The organism is Xanthomonas sp. WHRI 8393 (assembly GCF_040203315.1).
Classification (GTDB): domain Bacteria; phylum Pseudomonadota; class Gammaproteobacteria; order Xanthomonadales; family Xanthomonadaceae; genus Xanthomonas; species Xanthomonas arboricola.
Genome location: NZ_JBEGGL010000005.1, coordinates 84,038 through 100,423, shown reverse-complemented (window position 1 = coordinate 100,423; position 16,386 = coordinate 84,038). Strand labels below are relative to the sequence as shown.

The following is a 16,386-nucleotide window of genomic DNA, read 5'->3' as shown; positions in this document are numbered from 1 at the left end:
GACGACTCCACGCGAGCAGGATGGACTGCAGCGGATCTGCGGTCGTCAGCGCTTGAAATCAAGCGATCACCTGACCGACGATTCAGCCGATCATGCCAGCTCTCCCCTACCGCGGCCGCTTCGCACCCTCCCCGACCGGCCCGCTGCACTTCGGCTCCCTGCTAGCGGCATTCGGCAGCTGGCTACTGGCGCGGCATGCCGGCGGTCAGTGGTGTGTGCGCATCGAAGACATCGATCCACCGCGTGCCGAACCCGGCGCCTCCGCACGCCAACTGCGCACGCTGGCCGCCTTCGGCCTGCACTCGGACTTGCCGGTGCTGTATCAATCCGAGCGCCACGCACAGTACGACGCCGCCGTCACCACCTTGCTGGAGGCGGGACTGGCGTTCGAATGCAGCTGCAGCCGGGCCGACCTTGCCGGCATGGGCGGCATCCACCACGCCTGCGTGGCGCCACTGGGCGCCCGCCGCGCGGTGCGCCTGCGGGTGCCCCCACAGCCGCCGGTCGGCTTCGACGACGCGCTGCAGGGCCATGTGGTGCAGGACGTGCATGCCGAGGTCGGCGACGTGGTGCTGCGCCGCGCCGATGGCTACTGGGCGTACCAGCTGGCGGTGGTGGTCGACGATGCCGCGCAGGCCATCACCGATGTCGTGCGCGGCGCCGACCTGCTGGACTCCACCCCGCGCCAGTTGTTGCTGCAGCGCGCACTGGGCCTGCCGCAACCGCGCTACCTGCACCTGCCGCTGATCCTGGATCACACCGGCCGCAAGCTGTCCAAGTCGCACGCTGCGCCCGCGCTGGACGATGCCGATCCGCAACCGGCCCTGCACGCAGCCTGGGCCGTGCTGGGACAGCAGCCGGCAGCCTTGCCGCGCCGGGCGGCGCTGGACACCTTGCTGCAGCATGCGGTGCAGCATTTTTCGCCACAGCGGTTGCCCCGGCACCTGCATCTGGACGCGGACGGACGCGCATCGCAGCCCCGGCGTGACTAGAATTGCGCCCCGGCACCGGCATCGGGCCAGGCAGCGCGCCTGTGCCCCGCCCGCCCCCAGTCTTACCTGTCCATTGGAGTCGTCATGACATCTCGCGTCGTATTGGTCACCGGCGGCACCGGCGGTATCGGCACCGCCATCTGCAAGCGCCTGGCCGACCAGGGCCACCGGGTGGCCAGCAACTTCCGCAATGCCGAAAAAGCCCAGGCGTGGCAGCAGCGCATGCAGACCCAGGGCTACGACATCGCCCTGTTCCGCGGCGATGTGGCGTCCTCCGAACATGCGCGCAGCCTGGTCGAGGACGTCCAGGCAGCGCTGGGGCCGATCGAAATACTGGTCAACAACGCCGGCATCACCCGCGACACCACCTTCCATCGCATGACTGCCGAGCAATGGCATGACGTCATCAACACCAATCTCAACTCGGTGTTCAACGTCACCCGCCCGGTGATCGAAGGCATGCGCCAGCGCGGCTGGGGACGGGTGATCCAGATCAGTTCGATCAATGGCCTGAAGGGCCAGTACGGGCAGGCCAATTACGCGGCCGCCAAGGCTGGCATGCATGGCTTCACCATTTCGCTGGCACGCGAAAATGCCGCGTTCGGAGTGACAGTCAATACCGTGTCGCCGGGGTATGTGGCCACCGACATGGTGATGGCGGTCCCGGAAGAGGTGCGCGCCAAGATCGTTGCCGACATCCCCACCGGCCGCCTGGGCCGGCCGGAAGAAATCGCCTATGCGGTGGCATTCCTGGTCGCGGAAGAGGCCGCCTGGATCACCGGCTCCAACCTGGATATCAACGGCGGCCACCACATGGGCTGGTGAGCTTTGCTGCAACTTTGCGATGCAGCATAAAAACCCTTGAAAATCATGCTGCGCAACATTTTTTATGTGTCTACTTAAGAAAATAAGGCCTTGTGGCGGTTGCAAGGGCTGCTGCGGTGCGCCATCCTGCGCGCACTATCGTTGTGAGTGAACGTTCCATGGCCGGACTTCGCATCATCAAGAAGTATCCCAATCGCCGTCTCTACGACACGGAAATTTCCAGCTACATCACCATCGAGGATGTGCGTCAGCTCATCATCGACGGCGAAGAATTCGAGGTACGCGACGCCAAGAGCGGCGAAGACCTCAGCCGCGCGGTCTTGCTGCAGATCATTGCCGACCGTGAACAGGACGGCGAGCCGATGCTGTCGACCCAGTTGCTGAGTCAGATCATCCGTTTCTACGGCGACTCGCTGCAGGGCTTCATGGGCAACTACCTGGAGCGCAGCATGCAGGTGTTCCTGGATCAGCAGCAGCAGTTCCGCCAACAGATGGGCAACCTGCTCGGGCAGACCCCGTGGGCGATGATGAACCAGCTGACCGAGCGCAACCTGGAGTTGTGGCAGGAGTTCCAGCGCAACTTTGGCGCCGGCTTCGGCCGTCCGGGCGGCCCCGGCACGCCGCCGACCCCGCCGGGTGCCAGCGGCATGGGCAGCGGCCCGATGGGCACCGGCACGCACGGCACTGCCGGCAGCGCCGGCAAGGCCCGCAACCGCGGGTAACCCACGCGCGGCGCCGGGAGCCGTGACACGCTCCGCGGCGCCACCGATCAGCGGCTTGCCTGCCCCGCGCAGGCCGTGCAGATCCGCTCCACGTGGTAGCCACGCGCGCGCAGACGCTCCACCACGCCATCGCTTCCCAGCAGGTGCAGCGCACCGACCACCACCAGCGTGGTCCCGCTGCCCTTGCCCAGCCGCTGCTCCAGCCGCGGCACCCAGCGCGCATTGCGCTCGACATTGATGTCCTGATACAGCGCTGGGTAGTGCTGCCGCATTTCTTCAGCCATCTGCCTGGACAGGGTGCGCACATCGCCACTGCGCCAGGCCGCGTGCAGCTGACGCAGCTGATCGTTGGCGCCGGCATCGTCCAGCGATTCCTCCAGCAGCTGATGCTGTTCGGTCGGCGACATGCCATCGAGCAAGGCAATCTGCTCCTCGGCCCGCTCCAGCCCATCGGCCGGTTTGCCACCGGCCTGTGCCTGCGCCATCAGGTAATGGTCGAGACCGGCGTTCGGGTCCATGCCTTGCCGGCTCATCTCCGCCAGGCTGATCGTCAGCGCCACGAACCAGGGTTCCAGGGTCTGCAAGCTGTCAACCGGCATCCCGTGTTTGCGGGCATAGGTGGTCAGCGCCTGCCAGGTCTTCGGATCCAGTGCGTCCTGCAGGCGACGCCCGTCGCTGCGCCGCGCCGCCTGCAGCATGCGGCCGGCCAGCTCGGGCGACTGCGCATCGGAGGGCGGCAGTTCGAACACCAGCCGGTCGGCCTTGGCAAAAGCCTGCATCACATCCGGCGACAACGGGTAATCACTGGGCTTGAGCACATGGAACGAACCCAGCAGATACAGCGTGCCGCCCTTGCCATCCACCTTCCACAACAGCGGTACCGGCGGACCGGCCGGCGCATCGTTGCCGGCACGCGCCCAGGTCGGCGCGGCCGCCCCGCTCCATAACGCCAGAGCGATGACCGCACTGCAGCTCCAGGCTGCGAGCCGGGTGCGCATGCTTGCCTTCACCATGTTGGTCTCCACGTCAGTGCGGCACCTTGTAGGTCTTCTCGCCGGCCGACACCGCCAGGTCGATGCGGTTTTCCGGTGGCGGCAGCGGACAGGTCGCAAATGGAGTGAACGCGCACGGCGGGTTGTAGGCACGATTGAAATCGACGACCACATGCCCGGAGGCGTCGGGCACGTCCAGGTCGAGAAAGCGCCCGGCCGGATAGCTGCCGTGCCCACTGGTGCGGTCGGCGAACACCACGAACATCGGCCGCCCGGGTTCGCCGATGGTCTCCAGCCGATACGCCTTGCCATCGCGCTCGAAGGTGATTGCCCCGGCGTTGGGTTGTTCGCTGCTGATGCCGACGATGTCCACGATCGGAATGGTCTTGCCGACATCATTGGGCACATAGCGCGCACTGATGCGCCAGGACGGATCGACCGGCCAGTAGTCCAGACCGGCGAAGTGGCTGCGCGATGGCGCGTCGGCATGCTTGACCCGCAGCGCGTTGCGGTCGCCGCGATGGATCAGGCTCAACACGCCCTTGCCGTCATCGAAATGGATGAAGGTCGGCTGCGGGTCGCGATCGGACTGGAAGCGGATCCTGCCGGTCAGCGGCTTGCCATCGACGGTCAATGCTGCGCCGCGCTCGGGCACGAACCAGACCGTATCGGCCTCGGTCGCGACCATGCCCATCTTGGGTGGCCCGACCGCCAGCCTGATGCCGCTGTCGGCACTGCTGCCGATGTAATGCGCCTTCAGCGACAGCCAGTGCAGGCCGACCAGGCTGGTCCAGCCATCGGGCGCGCGCAACTCGGTCAGGCGCGCTTCGCGCCAGGCCGCGTTGTCGGCCAGGAAGGCCTTGTCGAGTGCGGCCGGCGCTGCCGGTGGCGATGCATCCTTGCCACAGCCGGCCAGCGCCGCACACACCAGCATGCCGAGCAGCCAGCGGTTCCCCATGTGCAATACAGCCATCAGCGCCCCCTCAGGAACCAGCGATCGATTTCGCCCAGCGTAAACCGTGCCCAGGTCGGTCGGCCATGGTTGCACTGGCCCGAGCGCTCGGTGACTTCCATATCGCGCAGCAGTGCGTTCATTTCCGGCACGGTCAGGCGCCGGTTCGCGCGCACCGCGCCGTGGCACGCCATCGTGGAGAGCAGTTCGTCGCGCGCACCGGCAATGCGCCGGCTCTGGCCATGCTCGCGCAGATCGCCGAGCACATCGCGCAACAACGCCTCCGGGTCGGCATTGGCAAGCAGCGCGGGAATGCTGCGCACATGCAGCGACTGCGGGCCGGCGCGGGTGATCTCGAAGCCCAGGCTGGCCAGCGTGTCGGCCTCGCGCTCGGCGGTGTCGGCCTCACGCTCGCCCACCGCCAGCGTCATCGGCACCAGCAGCGGTTGTGCGTGCAGGCCGATGCTGTCGTGCGCGTTCTTGAGCCGCTCGTAGCCGATACGTTCGTGCGCGGCATGCATGTCCACCACGATCAGGCCTTCGGCGTTCTCGGCCAGGATGTAGATGCCGTGCAACTGCGCGACGGCATACCCCAGCGGCGGCACGCCACTGTCCGCGGCAGTCGCCGGCAGGCCCATCCCGGCGCCCTCCAGCAAGGCGGCAGACTGCTGCTGAGCGCCACTGGACGGCGGCGCATACAGCGCGCTGTAGGCCGCACGCGCCTCGTCCACGCGCAGGCCCAGCGGAGTCTGCGATGGCGTCCACTGACCGTAGCCGGCACCGCCGCCACTGCCTCCGCCACCGCCACCGCCACCGTAGTTTGGTCGGTCGAGCATGCCGCCCGGCGCCGCAACCGCGTCGCTGGCGCCCTCGGTGCCGAGGCTGTTGGGCATCGCACCGGCACGCGTATGCGCCAGCGCGTCCTGCAAGGTGCGGTAGACAAAGTCGTGGATCAGCCGCGCCTCACGGAAACGCACCTCGTGCTTGGCCGGATGCACGTTGACGTCCACGCGCGCCGGATCCAGTTCCAGGAACAGCACGTAGGCCGGCTGGCGACCATGGAACAGCACATCGCCATAGGCCATCTTGACCGCGTGCGCGACGCTGCGATCGCGCACCGAACGGCCATTGACGTAGAGATACTGCTGGTCAGTACTGGCGCGCGAGTAATGCGGCTGCGCGACCCAGCCATGCAGCCGCAGGCCGGCGCCACTGTGATCGACGCGCAAGGCCTGCCGCGCGAAATCCTCGCCCAGGGTTTCGCCCAGCCGCGCATCCGAATACAGATCGCCCGGCTTGTAGCGACGCGACGGTTTGCCGTTGTGCGAGACCCGCAATTCCACATCCGGGCGCGCCAACGCCAACGAGCGCAGCCATTCTTCGATATGCCCAAGCTCAGTGCGCTCGGCACGCAGGAACTTGCGCCGCGCCGGCACGTTGAAGAACAGCTCGCGCACTTCGACCGTGGTGCCGGGCGCATGCGCGCGTGGCATCACCTCGCTCAGGCGCCCGCCATCGATCTCAAGTGCGGAGCCATGTTCGGCATCGTGGCGCCGCGAGATCAGCGTGAAACGGCTGACCGAGGCGATCGACGGCAGGGCTTCGCCGCGGAATCCGAGCGTGGCCACGGTCTCCAGATCGTCCAGCGATGCGATCTTGCTGGTGGCATGCCGCGACACCGCCAGCGGCAGTTCGTCGGGGGCGATGCCGCCACCGTTGTCGCGGATACGGATCAGCCGCACGCCGCCCTCTTCCAGCTCGATATCCACGCGGGTGGCGCCAGCATCGAGGGCGTTTTCGACCAGTTCCTTGACCACCGACGCAGGCCGCTCGACGACTTCGCCGGCAGCAATCTGGTTGATCAGGATCTCGGGGAGCTGACGGATCGCCATCAGTACAGGCGCTCGCGCTGGACGCAGACTGCGGAGCGCATCGGGGGTGTCACAGGCAAGACAGAGGTCGGCACGGCAATCCGGCGGCGCGCAGGCGCCGTCATCAAGGAATCAGTGCGGAATGATAGCCGAGCGGCTCAGCGGCTGCCGCCGGCCACGGTGCCAGCGCTGGCATCGGCTTCGGCCTGTGCGCGTGCGGCAAACAGGGTGCCCGGCGGCGGCTGGCGGGTGAAGAAGGTATCGATGCCATCCAGCACGGCCGAGGCGATCTTGCGCTGGTAGGCCGGGTCGATCAGCCGGCGCTCTTCGTCCGGATTGGAAATGAAGGCGGTTTCCACCAGCATTGCCGGCATGTCGGAGGTGCGCAGCACCGCAAAGTTGGCGCGTTCCAGCTGCGGCTTGTGATTGTTGCCGATCCGCTTGAGGCCGCCGAGCACGTGCCCTGCCGCATCTTCGGAGGCCTTCATGTGGCCGCTCTGCGCCAGGTCCAGCAACACGTTGGCCAGCGTGCTTTCGGTCTGCTGCAGACGCACCCCGCCGACCAGGTCGGCGGCATTTTCCTTGTCGGCCAGCCAGCGCGCGCGTTGCGAGGAGGCGCCCTTGGTCGACAGTACATAGACCGACGAGCCGGTCGCACTGCGGTTTTCGGCAGCGTCGGCGTGGATGGAGATGAAGATGTCGGCCTTGGCGGCGCGTGCCTTCTGCGCGCGCATCGGCAGCGGAATGAACACGTCGGTATCGCGCGTCAGGTAGGCCTTCATGCCGGGCGTGGCATTGATCTGGCGCGCCAGTTCGCGGCCGACCGCCAAGGTGACGTCTTTTTCGCGCTTGCCGGTGGGGCCCATGGCGCCAGGATCCTGGCCGCCGTGTCCCGGATCGATGGCCACGATCAGCGGCCGCATACCCGGTGCCATCTTGATCCGCGAGGCCTCGCTGGGCAGCACCGGACGCGGCGGCAGGTCATCGCTGTCCGCCGAGGCCATACTGCCGGCAGCCGCATTCGGCATGGCAGCCATGGCATTGGCGGATGCAGCACCCAGCGGCGCGCTGCCGCCATTCAAGATCGCAGCCGGCGATGCGGCGTTGCCTGGCAGTGCCGAGCCGGGCGCGGCACCGGCGGTGGAGACGGTGACGCGGTTCGGGGTGCCGGCGGTGCTTGCGGGCGTGGCCGTGCTGGTCGTCACCGCGGTCGTGGCGGTGCCTGGACGCGGTGTCGGCACGCCGGTGGCGACCGTGGTCGGTACCGGTGCCGGAGTCACGCTGGGCATGGCCGACGCAGGCACATACGGTGCGGGCGCCGGAGCAGGCGGCACCACCGACGCGCGCTGCGCAGACGCCGCCAACGCAGCGGTTGCGCGGGCGGCTTCCGATTGTGCATTGGCCGGGCGCGGCGGCGGCGCGGCAGGCGCGGCGGTGGTGGCCACCGTGCCGGCAGCCGGCGGATCGCCCGGCCACTCGATCACCAGGGTGGATGCACTACCTAGCGTCTGCATCTGCGGCTTCAACGGGGTCACCGGCGTTGCCAGCTCGAATACCACCCGAAAGGTGCCCGGTACCGGTTGACCGGTACGCACCGACGTCACCAGGCCGGCAGCAGGCGGCAGCTTGAGGCCACGCACACCCGAGGAATCGGGAAAGTCCACCACCAGCCGATTGGGGTTGGCCAGCGACAGCATCTTGAATCCGCCGCTACCGGCGAGCTGGATCTCCGCACGCGTGCCGGTGGCACCGGTGCTGACGCCCACGCCCTTGATTTCGCCGGCCCACGCAGCAAAAACCGCCAGGCTGAGGCTGGCGGTCACGGTGGAAACACAGAACTGGCGGAACCCCGGTGTCATGGCGCTGGATTCAATCACCCAAACGTGTGAATTGCAAGGTGATTTCCCTTAATAATCCACAACCTGGCGTTCATTCTTCCTGTGAGCTGGCACAAAGGGACTGCAACTGAGGCAAGTCCGACAGCCGCCTCAGCCAGTCGCGGCCGGTTTCGCTGCGGCCCAGCAACGTCACGCTGCGCCCCTCGCCGTCGACTGCCAGTTCCACGTCCAGATCCACCGGCGGCAATGCACCAGCGCCGCGTTCCGGCCATTCGACCAGCCACAGGCTGGCGCTGCCTTCGTCGAGCCCGAGAAAATCCAGTTCTCCGGCCTGCCCGATGCGGTACAAATCCAGGTGCCAGGCCTCGTCGCCAGTGCCGAGCGGATAGCGCTCGACCAGCGTGTAGGTGGGGCTGCGAATCGGCCCGGTGACGCCGAGTGCGCGCAGCAGGGCGCGCGCCAGCGTGGACTTGCCGGCGCCGAGATCGCCGTGCAGTTGCACCATCGCGCGGGTGGGCCGCACCGCGGCCAGGGCCTGTCCCAGGGTTTCGGTGGCCTGCGCATCGACCAGGTGTGCGCTGAGTTGGCTCATGCAATGGCTCCGGCATTGGCGAGGCGGCGCAGTTCGGGCAGCAGATCGGTCGGCAGCAGGCCGCGCTCGCCCGCGCGCGCAGCTGCATCGCCGGCACAGGCATGCAACAAGGCGCCCAGGCTGGCGGCATCGAAGGGCGACCAGCCCTGGGCCAGCAAGGCCGCGATCACGCCAGTCAGCAGGTCGCCCATGCCGCCGACCGCCATGCCCGGATTGCCGGCATCGATGATGCGCGGCACTGCGTGCGGCGCGGCGATCACGCTGCCGGCGCCCTTGAGCACCACCACTGCATCGAAACGTTTGGCCAATGCGTCTGCGGCAGCCAGTCGATCCTGCTGAACCTGCCTGGTCGACATCCCCAGCAGACGTCCAGCCTCGCCGGGATGCGGGGTCATCACGCGCGGGCCGCGCGCCGGCATCGGGTTGGCAGCCAGCAGATTCAGGCCATCTGCATCGATGACGAGAGCGCTGTCCAAGGCCAGCACCGCGCGCCACAACTGCTGCGCCCAGGCGTCCTGCCCCAGGCCCGGACCCAGCGCGACGACGTCGGCGGCGTCAGCCAACGCGGCGATGTCCTCGTCAGCCGGCACCGCACGCACCATCGCTTCCGGGCAACGCGCCAGCAGCGGCGCGACGTGCTCGGCGCGGGTGGCGACCTGCACCAGCCCTGCCCCGCTGCGCAGGGCCGCTTCGGCGGTGAGCATGATCGCGCCGCCGCTGCCGAGGTTGCCGCCGACGCATAGCACGCGACCGGACTCGCCCTTGTGCGTATTGCGTCGCCGCGGGCGCAACTGCGCGGCCAGGGCGTCGATGTCCCAGCTGTGCGCGGCCGGCGCCAGGCCGTCGAATGCGGCATCCGGCACGTCCAGCGACGCGGTTGCGCGCGTGCCGGCATGCTCCAGCGCATCGCCGGTATAGAGCCCCAGGTGCGGCACGATGAACTGCAAGGTGGCCTCTGCGCGCACCGCGGCACCGAAGGACACGCCATGATCGGCATCGATGCCGCTGGGCACATCCAGTGCGAGCACCGGCACACCGGCGGCGTTGATGGCGTCGATCAAGGCGGTGGTCTCGGCGTCGGGCGCGCGGTTGAGGCCGATGCCGAACAGCGCATCGACGATCACATCGGCCTGCGCCAGCGGCGAGGGAAACAGCTCGATCGCGCCGCCCACGCCCAGATAGTCGGTACAGGCGCGTTGCGCCAGCGGCGATGCCGGGCCGTGCTCGGCAAGATGCACCACCTGCACCTGGCGCCCGGCCCGCTGCGCCAGGCGTGCCAGCACATAGCCATCGCCGCCGTTGTTGCCGGTGCCGCAGACCACCACGATGCGGCGCGCCTGCGGCCAGCGTTCCAGCAGATGCTGCCAGGCGGCCTGCCCGGCGCGCTGCATCAAGATGTAGCCGTCGCCGCCGAGCAGCGTGGTGGCCTGCGTGTCCAGCCTGCGCGCGGCAGCGGTGTCGTAAAGATCGAGCGGTGCGTACATGCCGGGAATTCTATACTTGTCGCCATGTCTGCCGTCCTTGCCCGCCCCGACCCCAACGACGCTGCCGCGCGCATCCGTGCGCTCGCGCGCGAGGCGGGCTTTCAACGCTGCGGCATCACCGGCATCGAGCTCGGCGAAGACGAGGCGCATCTGCGCAGCTGGCTGCAAGAAGGCCTGTACGGGACCATGCACTGGATGGCCCAGCACGGCGACAAGCGTTCGCGCCCGCAGGAGCTGGTGCCGGGCACCTTGCGCGTGCTGTCGGTCGGCATGGACTACGGCCGCAAGGACGACACTGAGGCCTGGAACACCTTGCACGACGGCCGCCGCGCCTACGTGGCGCGCTACGCGCTGGGGCGCGATTACCACAAGCTGATGCGCAACCGGCTGCAGAAACTGGCCGAGCGTATCCAGGGCGAAGTCGGCGCGTTCGGCTATCGGGTCTTCGTGGATTCGGCACCGGTGCTAGAGCGCGCACTGGCGCGCAATGCCGGGCTGGGCTGGATCGGCAAACACACCTGCCTGATCGATCGCAATGGCGGCTCGTGGTTCTTCCTGGGCGAGATCTACCTTGACCTGCCCTTGCCCATTGACACCCCAGCCACCGCGCATTGCGGCACCTGCACGCGGTGCATCGACGTTTGCCCGACCCAGGCCATCATCGCCCCGTACCGGCTGGATGCGCGCCGCTGCATCGCCTATCTCACCATCGAACACGAGGGCGCGATTCCCGAGCAGATGCGCAAGCCGATCGGCAACCGCATCTTCGGTTGCGACGACTGCCAGCTGGTCTGCCCCTGGAACAAGTTCGCCCAGCGCACCGACGAAGCCGATTTCCGCGCCCGCAACGAGCTGGATGTGGCGATGCTGCCGCAGCTGTTCGCCTGGGACGAAGACGAGTTCCTGCGCCGCACCGAAGGCAGCCCGATCCGTCGCAGCGGCCATCAACGCTGGCTGCGCAACATCGCGGTCGGCCTGGGCAATGCGCCCGGTACACCGGAGGTGTTGGCGGCACTGGAAGCGCGCCGCCACGACACCTCGGAGCTGGTACGCGAACACGTGGGCTGGGCGTTGGCACAACACGGTTTGTGAGGTCTCGCCCGATGCGCTCACGCATGCGCATCGCCGCTGCGGGATAATGCGGCGATGGCCGACCGCAACGAACAGATCCTCACCCCCAGCCAGCTCAATACGCTGGCACGCGACCTGCTGGAAGGCAGCTTTCCGCTGGTCTGGGTGGAGGCAGAGCTGAGCAGCGTCACGCGCCCGTCCTCGGGCCATCTGTACTTCACGCTCAAGGACGCGCGTGCGCAGATCCGTTGCGCGATGTTCAAGCCCAAGAGCACCTGGCTGAAGTTCCAGCCGCGCGAAGGGCTGCGCGTGCTCGCGCGCGGACGTCTCACGCTGTACGAAGCGCGCGGCGACTACCAGCTGGTACTCGACCACATGGAAGAGGCTGGCGAAGGCGCCCTGCGCCGGGCCTTCGACGAACTGCGTGCGCGCCTGGCCGCCGAGGGCCTGTTCGATGCCGAGCGCAAGCAGCCGTTGCCGGCGCATGTGCGGCGGCTGGCAGTGATCACCTCGCCCAGCGGTGCGGCGGTGCGCGACGTACTCAGCGTCCTGGCGCGCCGCTTTCCATTGTTGGAAGTGGACCTGCTGCCCTCGCTGGTGCAGGGCGACAGCGCCGCGGCGCAGATCACCTCATTGCTGCAGCGCGCCGATGCCTCCGGGCGCTACGATGTCATTCTGATCACCCGCGGCGGCGGCTCGCTGGAAGACCTGTGGGCCTTCAACGACGAACGCCTGGCCCGCGCGATTGCCGCCGCGCACACGCCGGTGGTGTCGGCGGTCGGGCACGAGACCGACTTCAGCCTCAGCGATTTCGTGGCCGACGTGCGCGCGCCCACGCCCTCGGTGGCGGCGGAGCTGCTGGTGCCCGATCAGCGCGAGCTGGTCGCGCGCGTGCGGCGTGCGCATGCCCGCATGGCCCAGCTGCAACAGCACGCGCTGGGCAATGCGATGCAGCGCGCCGACCGGCTCGCCCTGCGCCTGCGTGCGCACAGCCCGCAGGCGCGGCTGCAATTGCTGCAACGCCGGCAGCAGGACGCCGGCCGCCAGCTGCGCGCGCGCATGACCCAGGTGCTGGAGCGTCTGCAGGCACGCCTGCAACGGACGCAGGCGCGCCTGCACGCGCATAACCCGCAACGCGATCTGGCCACGCTGCAGCAACGACTGCGCGCACTGCATCCGCAGACAGCGATGCAGCGGCGCTTGCAGCACGATCAACTGCGGTTGCGCAGCCTGGCACGCTCGCTGGAAGCGGTCAGCCCGCTCGCCACCGTCGCGCGTGGCTATGCCATCGTGACCCGCCCCGCCGATGGCAGCGTGGTGCGCAGCGCCGCCGAGGTCAGCGCCGGCGAGCGCCTGCGTGCGCAGCTGGCCGATGGCAGCATCGAAGTGCGGGTCGAACCAGGCAACGACGACTGACGGCGGCAAACCACGCTTGCTGCGTGGTTGCCGTGGGCGACCAGCAAGCGCGCACGCATAGCAGTGTCGCGATGACGATGAGTTCCAGGGCGGTCGCCCGAGCAGCGCCGTGGATTGGCACAGAGGGCGCGCCTGGGTGGCGCTATCCACTTCGCCCAGGCGGGCCAAGCCTGGATCAACCCTTCAACCCGCCGCAGACAGCTCCGCGTGCAGATCAGAGGGCGTCACCGGCTCTCTAACCGTGACTGGGCGTCTGCGCCGCCTGCTGCCAGCCCTGCATCAGCAGCCCGGCCAGCACCACCGGATCATGGTCGAAGTGATGCCCGCCCGGACGCGCCAGCACCTGCACGCCACGCGCGCGCAACTCCGGGCACAGCGTGTCCTTTTCCTGATCGCCGTAGATGCATTGCAGGCGATGCGCGTCCAGCGACTGGATCGCCGGCTCCACATCGCGCTCGGCATCGTTGTGCCAGCCCAGCCAGCCACCGACACGCACCTTGAAATCGGCTTGATGGGCAAGGCCGAGCAGGCTGACAAACTGCACCGATGCGCGCTGCTGCGGCGACAGCTCGGGATAGGCAAACGGCAGCACATCGGCGCCGAACGAGTAGCCCACCAGCGCAACGTGGTGGATATGCCAACGCTGCTGATAGGTCGCGATCACCCGATCCAGGTCTGCCCCGACCTGCTGCGGCGTGCGGCTGGCCCAGAAGTAGCGCAGGCTGTTCCAGCCCACCACCGACACGCCTTGCTGCTGCAATTGCGCGGCAATGCCCTTATCCAGTTCGCGCCAGCCGCCGTCGCCGGACAGCATGACCACCATGCGGTCGCTGCCCGGCGCATGCAGTTCGACCAGCGGCAGATCGCCCACGCCCTGCGCCTGGGCCGTCAGGAAATGGCCCCGGGTGGCCGCAGCGATCTGCATGGGGCTGGCAGCGTCGACCAGGTCGTCAAGGAAGCCTTGATTGGCATCGGGCACGTCGCGCGAGCAGGCCAGGCCACCATCGCTGGCGTCGCCATCGGCGACAACCGCGCCACCCAGCACGTCGGGCGCGGCCGAGGCCAGCGCCTGCCGCGCCAGCACTGCGCCATCGCCCTGCCCCACCAGGACCGGCGGCAGGAACGCGTCGACATGCTCGGCGCGCAGCAACTTCTTGCCCAATCGTTCGGCATCGTCGGCCAGGGAACTGCAGGCTGCGTGATGCGCGCGCACCCGTTCGCGATAGCTGGCGGTATCGACCACCGCGACCAGCGCGCCGTCGTTGCTCAGCATCTCGGCAAGCCGCTGGCCGTCCTGCGCATGGCCGCTGTCGGGTAACAGCACCACCATGGCCTTCGGCGTGCCTTCCGGACGTAACACCTCCACCGAGCGGTAATGCCCGGCGGTATTTCCGTCCTGCAGATGGCGCGCCACGGCGTAGCCGCTACCGCCAATCAGCAGTACCGCGATGACCCAACGAAACACCTTGATTCCCCAGCCCATCACCGCAATCCTCGCAAGCGCTGGCGCTTGGACCGCGACCAAGCCAACCGGTTCCATGGCGATCGCGGGCAGTGTTCGCTGCGGTTAAGCCTGCGCGTCCTGGTCCTGCGGCGGTAAAGGCTCGGCACTGCGGGGTGCGCAAGCCACCCGGACCGCACGGCGATCGATCACCGTGCAGCCGCAAACCACGCATACGCACTGACTTGCAGCTGCGCCCTAGATCCCGCGCGCCACCCGGAAGCCGATCCGTGCGCTGGTGCTGTCCGAATCCTGCGACTGCCGCCAGGCCGCACGCGTCTGCTGCGGCGAGTTGGCCCAGCTGCCGCCGCGGATCATGCGCTGCCGGCAGCCGGGGTTGAACCAGGCGGCACCGTCGGCCGGCGCGCGTCGATAGCTGGCATGCCAGCAATCGGCCACCCACTCGCTCAGGTTGCCGCCCATGTCGTGCAGCCCCCAGGCATTGGCGCGAAAGCTGCCGACCGGCGCCGGGCCCCAGAAACCGTCGCCGTAGCCGACAAAGCCGTTGTTCCAGTGCCGGCCGCTGCGCGAGACATCGTTGCCGCCGGTGAAGTTGCCCGCATCCAGCGGCGGCGAGCCGGCATTGCCCCAGGGATAGCGCCCGGTGGTGCCGGCGCGCACCGCGTATTCGAACTCGGCCTCGCTGGGCACGTGGTAGTGGCGGCCGGTCTGTTCCGACAGCCAGCTCGCATAGGCTTCGGCGTCGCGGATGCTGACGTGCATCACCGGGCTGTTGGGCGCGGCCTGCGCACCGTTGTAGTCGGACTGCCAATCCACCCCGCTGCGGCGGATGAAGTTGCCGCTGCGCTCGTCGTACACCACCGAATGCCCGCGCCGGGTGGCACGCGGGCGCGCACCGGTCGCCTCGACGAACTGGCGGAATTCGGCAACCGTCACTTCGGTGATCGACAACGCAAACCCGCGCGCAAAACGCACGTAATGCGCCGGGCGCTCGTTGTCGGAGGCGCCGGGCTCGGCATCACCGGCGCCCATCTGGAACGCGCCATGCGGCACCACGATCATCTGCGGACCGCGCCCGCCAACCTTGAGCCCGTCGGTGAACACCTGCCCGGGGCGAAAGCTGCCGTAATGGGTGGCCAGTTCCAGCCGCCGGCGCAGATCGCCGGCCACCGCATCGCCCGGGTCGGCGATGCGCAGCACCTCGGCCAGTGTTTCGCCAGCCGCCTTGAGGCCGCGGGGCGAGGTGAGATCGTGCAGGCCGGCGTCGTGCAAGGCGGCGATCTGGGCACGACGCATGCGCTCGATGCGCGCACGTGCATCGGCAATGGTCGGTGCGCGCTCACGCACCTGCCCGGCCATCTGCAACCAGTAGCGTGCGCCGATGAAGTCGCTCGCCTCGGCCGCCTGCTCGGCGCGTGCCAGCAGGCCGCTTTCCACCGCAGCCAGCCCCTGGCGCGTGCGCGGGTTGTCCGGATCCAGCTGCGCCGCATCGCGAAAGTTCACCAGCGCCCCGTTGCCGTCTTCGCCCAGGCGGCCGCCACGCAGATCCTCCTCGCCGGCACGGTTGAAGCTCAGCACCCGTTGTGCGGTTTCCACTGCGCGCTGCAGTGCACGCACCGTCGGGTCCTGCGGAGCGAGCGCCAGCGCCACGATGGCCAACTCACGCGCCTGTTCCAGCGCGCTGTCCTGACGGTCGGTCTGCGCGATCAGCGCTTGGCCGCGCTCGATCAACCGACGCCGCGCCTGCTCCAGCCCGCGCCGGCTGGCCGCGTCCTTGCCGTCGGCGCGTTGCTGGATTGCCAGATACAGCGGAATCGCATCGTCGGCGTCACGATACAGCCGGTCGTCCTTCAATGCCTGTTCGGCGCGCTTGCGCACCTGCGCCAGCGGCTCATCGCCCAGGTCCACTGGCGGCGGCTGCCATTGCGCCACGGTTTCGGCGGACTCTTCGCCACCGATGGACACATTCGGCTTGCTCGGCACCGCGGCGGCGGCAGCAGGTTGCGGCGCAGCGGCAGGCGCCGGCGTCGGTGTCCGCGAACAGGCGCACACGCTTAGCGCAACCAATGCCCACGCTGCGATCCGGTTACCGCACTCACCCACCACCTGCTCCTTCCAGTGCTCTGCCGCACGACAGGCGATCGCGACGTTAGGCTATTCTGCGCGTTC

Annotated in this window: 13 protein-coding genes; 5 read left to right on the top strand and 8 right to left on the bottom strand. The window is 68.4% G+C overall.

The genetic code is table 11. The features are described from left to right. Positions 1–92: 92 nt before the first annotated feature. From gluQRS to phaR, 3 genes are all read left to right on the top strand, one after another. Positions 93–992 carry a tRNA glutamyl-Q(34) synthetase GluQRS gene (gene gluQRS / locus ABQ137_RS16545; protein WP_160954562.1) on the top strand — a complete coding sequence of 300 codons (900 nt, stop codon included), beginning with the start codon at positions 93–95 and terminating at the stop codon, positions 990–992. Positions 993–1,076: 84 nt separating this feature from the next. Beyond that, entirely contained in the window at positions 1,077–1,817 is a 741-nt protein-coding gene (locus ABQ137_RS16540; RefSeq protein ID WP_024939297.1) for a beta-ketoacyl-ACP reductase, read from the top strand. A gap of 158 nt (positions 1,818–1,975) precedes the next feature. After that, entirely contained in the window at positions 1,976–2,539 is a 564-nt protein-coding gene (gene phaR / locus ABQ137_RS16535; protein WP_024939296.1) for a polyhydroxyalkanoate synthesis repressor PhaR, read from the top strand. Positions 2,540–2,586: 47 nt separating this feature from the next. Here phaR and ABQ137_RS16530 read toward each other — a convergent pair whose 3' ends face one another. The 6 genes from ABQ137_RS16530 to ABQ137_RS16505 form a co-directional block, all read right to left on the bottom strand. After that, positions 2,587–3,552, bottom strand: a complete 966-nt coding sequence (locus tag ABQ137_RS16530) for a TraB/GumN family protein (protein WP_349783204.1) — start codon at positions 3,550–3,552, stop codon at positions 2,587–2,589. Positions 3,553–3,565: 13 nt separating this feature from the next. Continuing rightward, the gene (locus ABQ137_RS16525; protein ID WP_046343062.1) at positions 3,566–4,504 is read right to left on the bottom strand and encodes a DUF1684 domain-containing protein; all 939 of its coding nucleotides are present in this window, start codon (positions 4,502–4,504) and stop codon (positions 3,566–3,568) included. Then, entirely contained in the window at positions 4,504–6,375 is a 1,872-nt protein-coding gene (gene mutL / locus ABQ137_RS16520; protein WP_349783203.1) for a DNA mismatch repair endonuclease MutL, read from the bottom strand. The genes ABQ137_RS16525 and mutL overlap by 1 nt, the downstream gene beginning before the upstream one ends. 137 nt (positions 6,376–6,512) lie before the next feature. Then, a complete protein-coding gene (locus ABQ137_RS16515; protein ID WP_349783202.1) occupies positions 6,513–8,213 on the bottom strand; it encodes an N-acetylmuramoyl-L-alanine amidase in 1,701 nt (566 codons plus the stop codon). A 70-nt stretch (positions 8,214–8,283) separates the two neighbouring features. After that, on the bottom strand, positions 8,284–8,784 hold the full coding sequence (gene tsaE / locus ABQ137_RS16510) for a tRNA (adenosine(37)-N6)-threonylcarbamoyltransferase complex ATPase subunit type 1 TsaE (protein WP_054592731.1): 501 nt from the start codon (positions 8,782–8,784) through the stop codon (positions 8,284–8,286). Continuing rightward, complete coding sequence (locus ABQ137_RS16505) at positions 8,781–10,268, bottom strand: NAD(P)H-hydrate dehydratase (RefSeq protein WP_349777744.1); 1,488 nt, start codon at positions 10,266–10,268, stop codon at positions 8,781–8,783. Before ABQ137_RS16505 ends, tsaE begins: the two co-directional genes overlap by 4 nt. Before the next feature lie 24 nt (positions 10,269–10,292). Between ABQ137_RS16505 and queG the strand changes: the two genes are divergently transcribed. Then, complete coding sequence (gene queG / locus ABQ137_RS16500) at positions 10,293–11,360, top strand: tRNA epoxyqueuosine(34) reductase QueG (RefSeq protein ID WP_349783201.1); 1,068 nt, start codon at positions 10,293–10,295, stop codon at positions 11,358–11,360. 54 nt (positions 11,361–11,414) lie between these two features. Continuing rightward, a complete protein-coding gene (xseA, locus tag ABQ137_RS16495; protein ID WP_349783200.1) occupies positions 11,415–12,755 on the top strand; it encodes an exodeoxyribonuclease VII large subunit in 1,341 nt (446 codons plus the stop codon). A gap of 235 nt (positions 12,756–12,990) precedes the next feature. On the opposite strand, the gene ABQ137_RS16490 is transcribed toward xseA, so the two are convergent. Both ABQ137_RS16490 and ABQ137_RS16485 read right to left on the bottom strand, forming a co-directional pair. Beyond that, positions 12,991–14,238, bottom strand: a complete 1,248-nt coding sequence (locus ABQ137_RS16490) for an AcvB/VirJ family lysyl-phosphatidylglycerol hydrolase (RefSeq protein WP_349783199.1) — start codon at positions 14,236–14,238, stop codon at positions 12,991–12,993. 216 nt (positions 14,239–14,454) lie between these two features. Beyond that, positions 14,455–16,320, bottom strand: a complete 1,866-nt coding sequence (locus ABQ137_RS16485; RefSeq protein WP_503021230.1) for an SUMF1/EgtB/PvdO family nonheme iron enzyme — start codon at positions 16,318–16,320, stop codon at positions 14,455–14,457. Positions 16,321–16,386 lie beyond the last annotated feature (66 nt).

Bases quoted from the DNA above. Each gene is read 5' to 3' on its own strand.
- gluQRS (WP_160954562.1), top strand. From the start codon at position 93: ATGCCAGCTCTCCCCTACCGCGGCCGCTTCGCACCCTCCCCGACCGGC.
- ABQ137_RS16540 (WP_024939297.1), top strand. From the start codon at position 1,077: ATGACATCTCGCGTCGTATTGGTCACCGGCGGCACCGGCGGTATCGGC.
- phaR (WP_024939296.1), top strand. From the start codon at position 1,976: ATGGCCGGACTTCGCATCATCAAGAAGTATCCCAATCGCCGTCTCTAC.
- ABQ137_RS16530 (WP_349783204.1), bottom strand. From the start codon at position 3,552: ATGGTGAAGGCAAGCATGCGCACCCGGCTCGCAGCCTGGAGCTGCAGT.
- ABQ137_RS16525 (WP_046343062.1), bottom strand. From the start codon at position 4,504: ATGGCTGTATTGCACATGGGGAACCGCTGGCTGCTCGGCATGCTGGTG.
- mutL (WP_349783203.1), bottom strand. From the start codon at position 6,375: ATGGCGATCCGTCAGCTCCCCGAGATCCTGATCAACCAGATTGCTGCC.
- ABQ137_RS16515 (WP_349783202.1), bottom strand. From the start codon at position 8,213: ATGACACCGGGGTTCCGCCAGTTCTGTGTTTCCACCGTGACCGCCAGC.
- tsaE (WP_054592731.1), bottom strand. From the start codon at position 8,784: ATGAGCCAACTCAGCGCACACCTGGTCGATGCGCAGGCCACCGAAACC.
- ABQ137_RS16505 (WP_349777744.1), bottom strand. From the start codon at position 10,268: ATGTACGCACCGCTCGATCTTTACGACACCGCTGCCGCGCGCAGGCTG.
- queG (WP_349783201.1), top strand. From the start codon at position 10,293: ATGTCTGCCGTCCTTGCCCGCCCCGACCCCAACGACGCTGCCGCGCGC.
- xseA (WP_349783200.1), top strand. From the start codon at position 11,415: ATGGCCGACCGCAACGAACAGATCCTCACCCCCAGCCAGCTCAATACG.
- ABQ137_RS16490 (WP_349783199.1), bottom strand. From the start codon at position 14,238: ATGGGCTGGGGAATCAAGGTGTTTCGTTGGGTCATCGCGGTACTGCTG.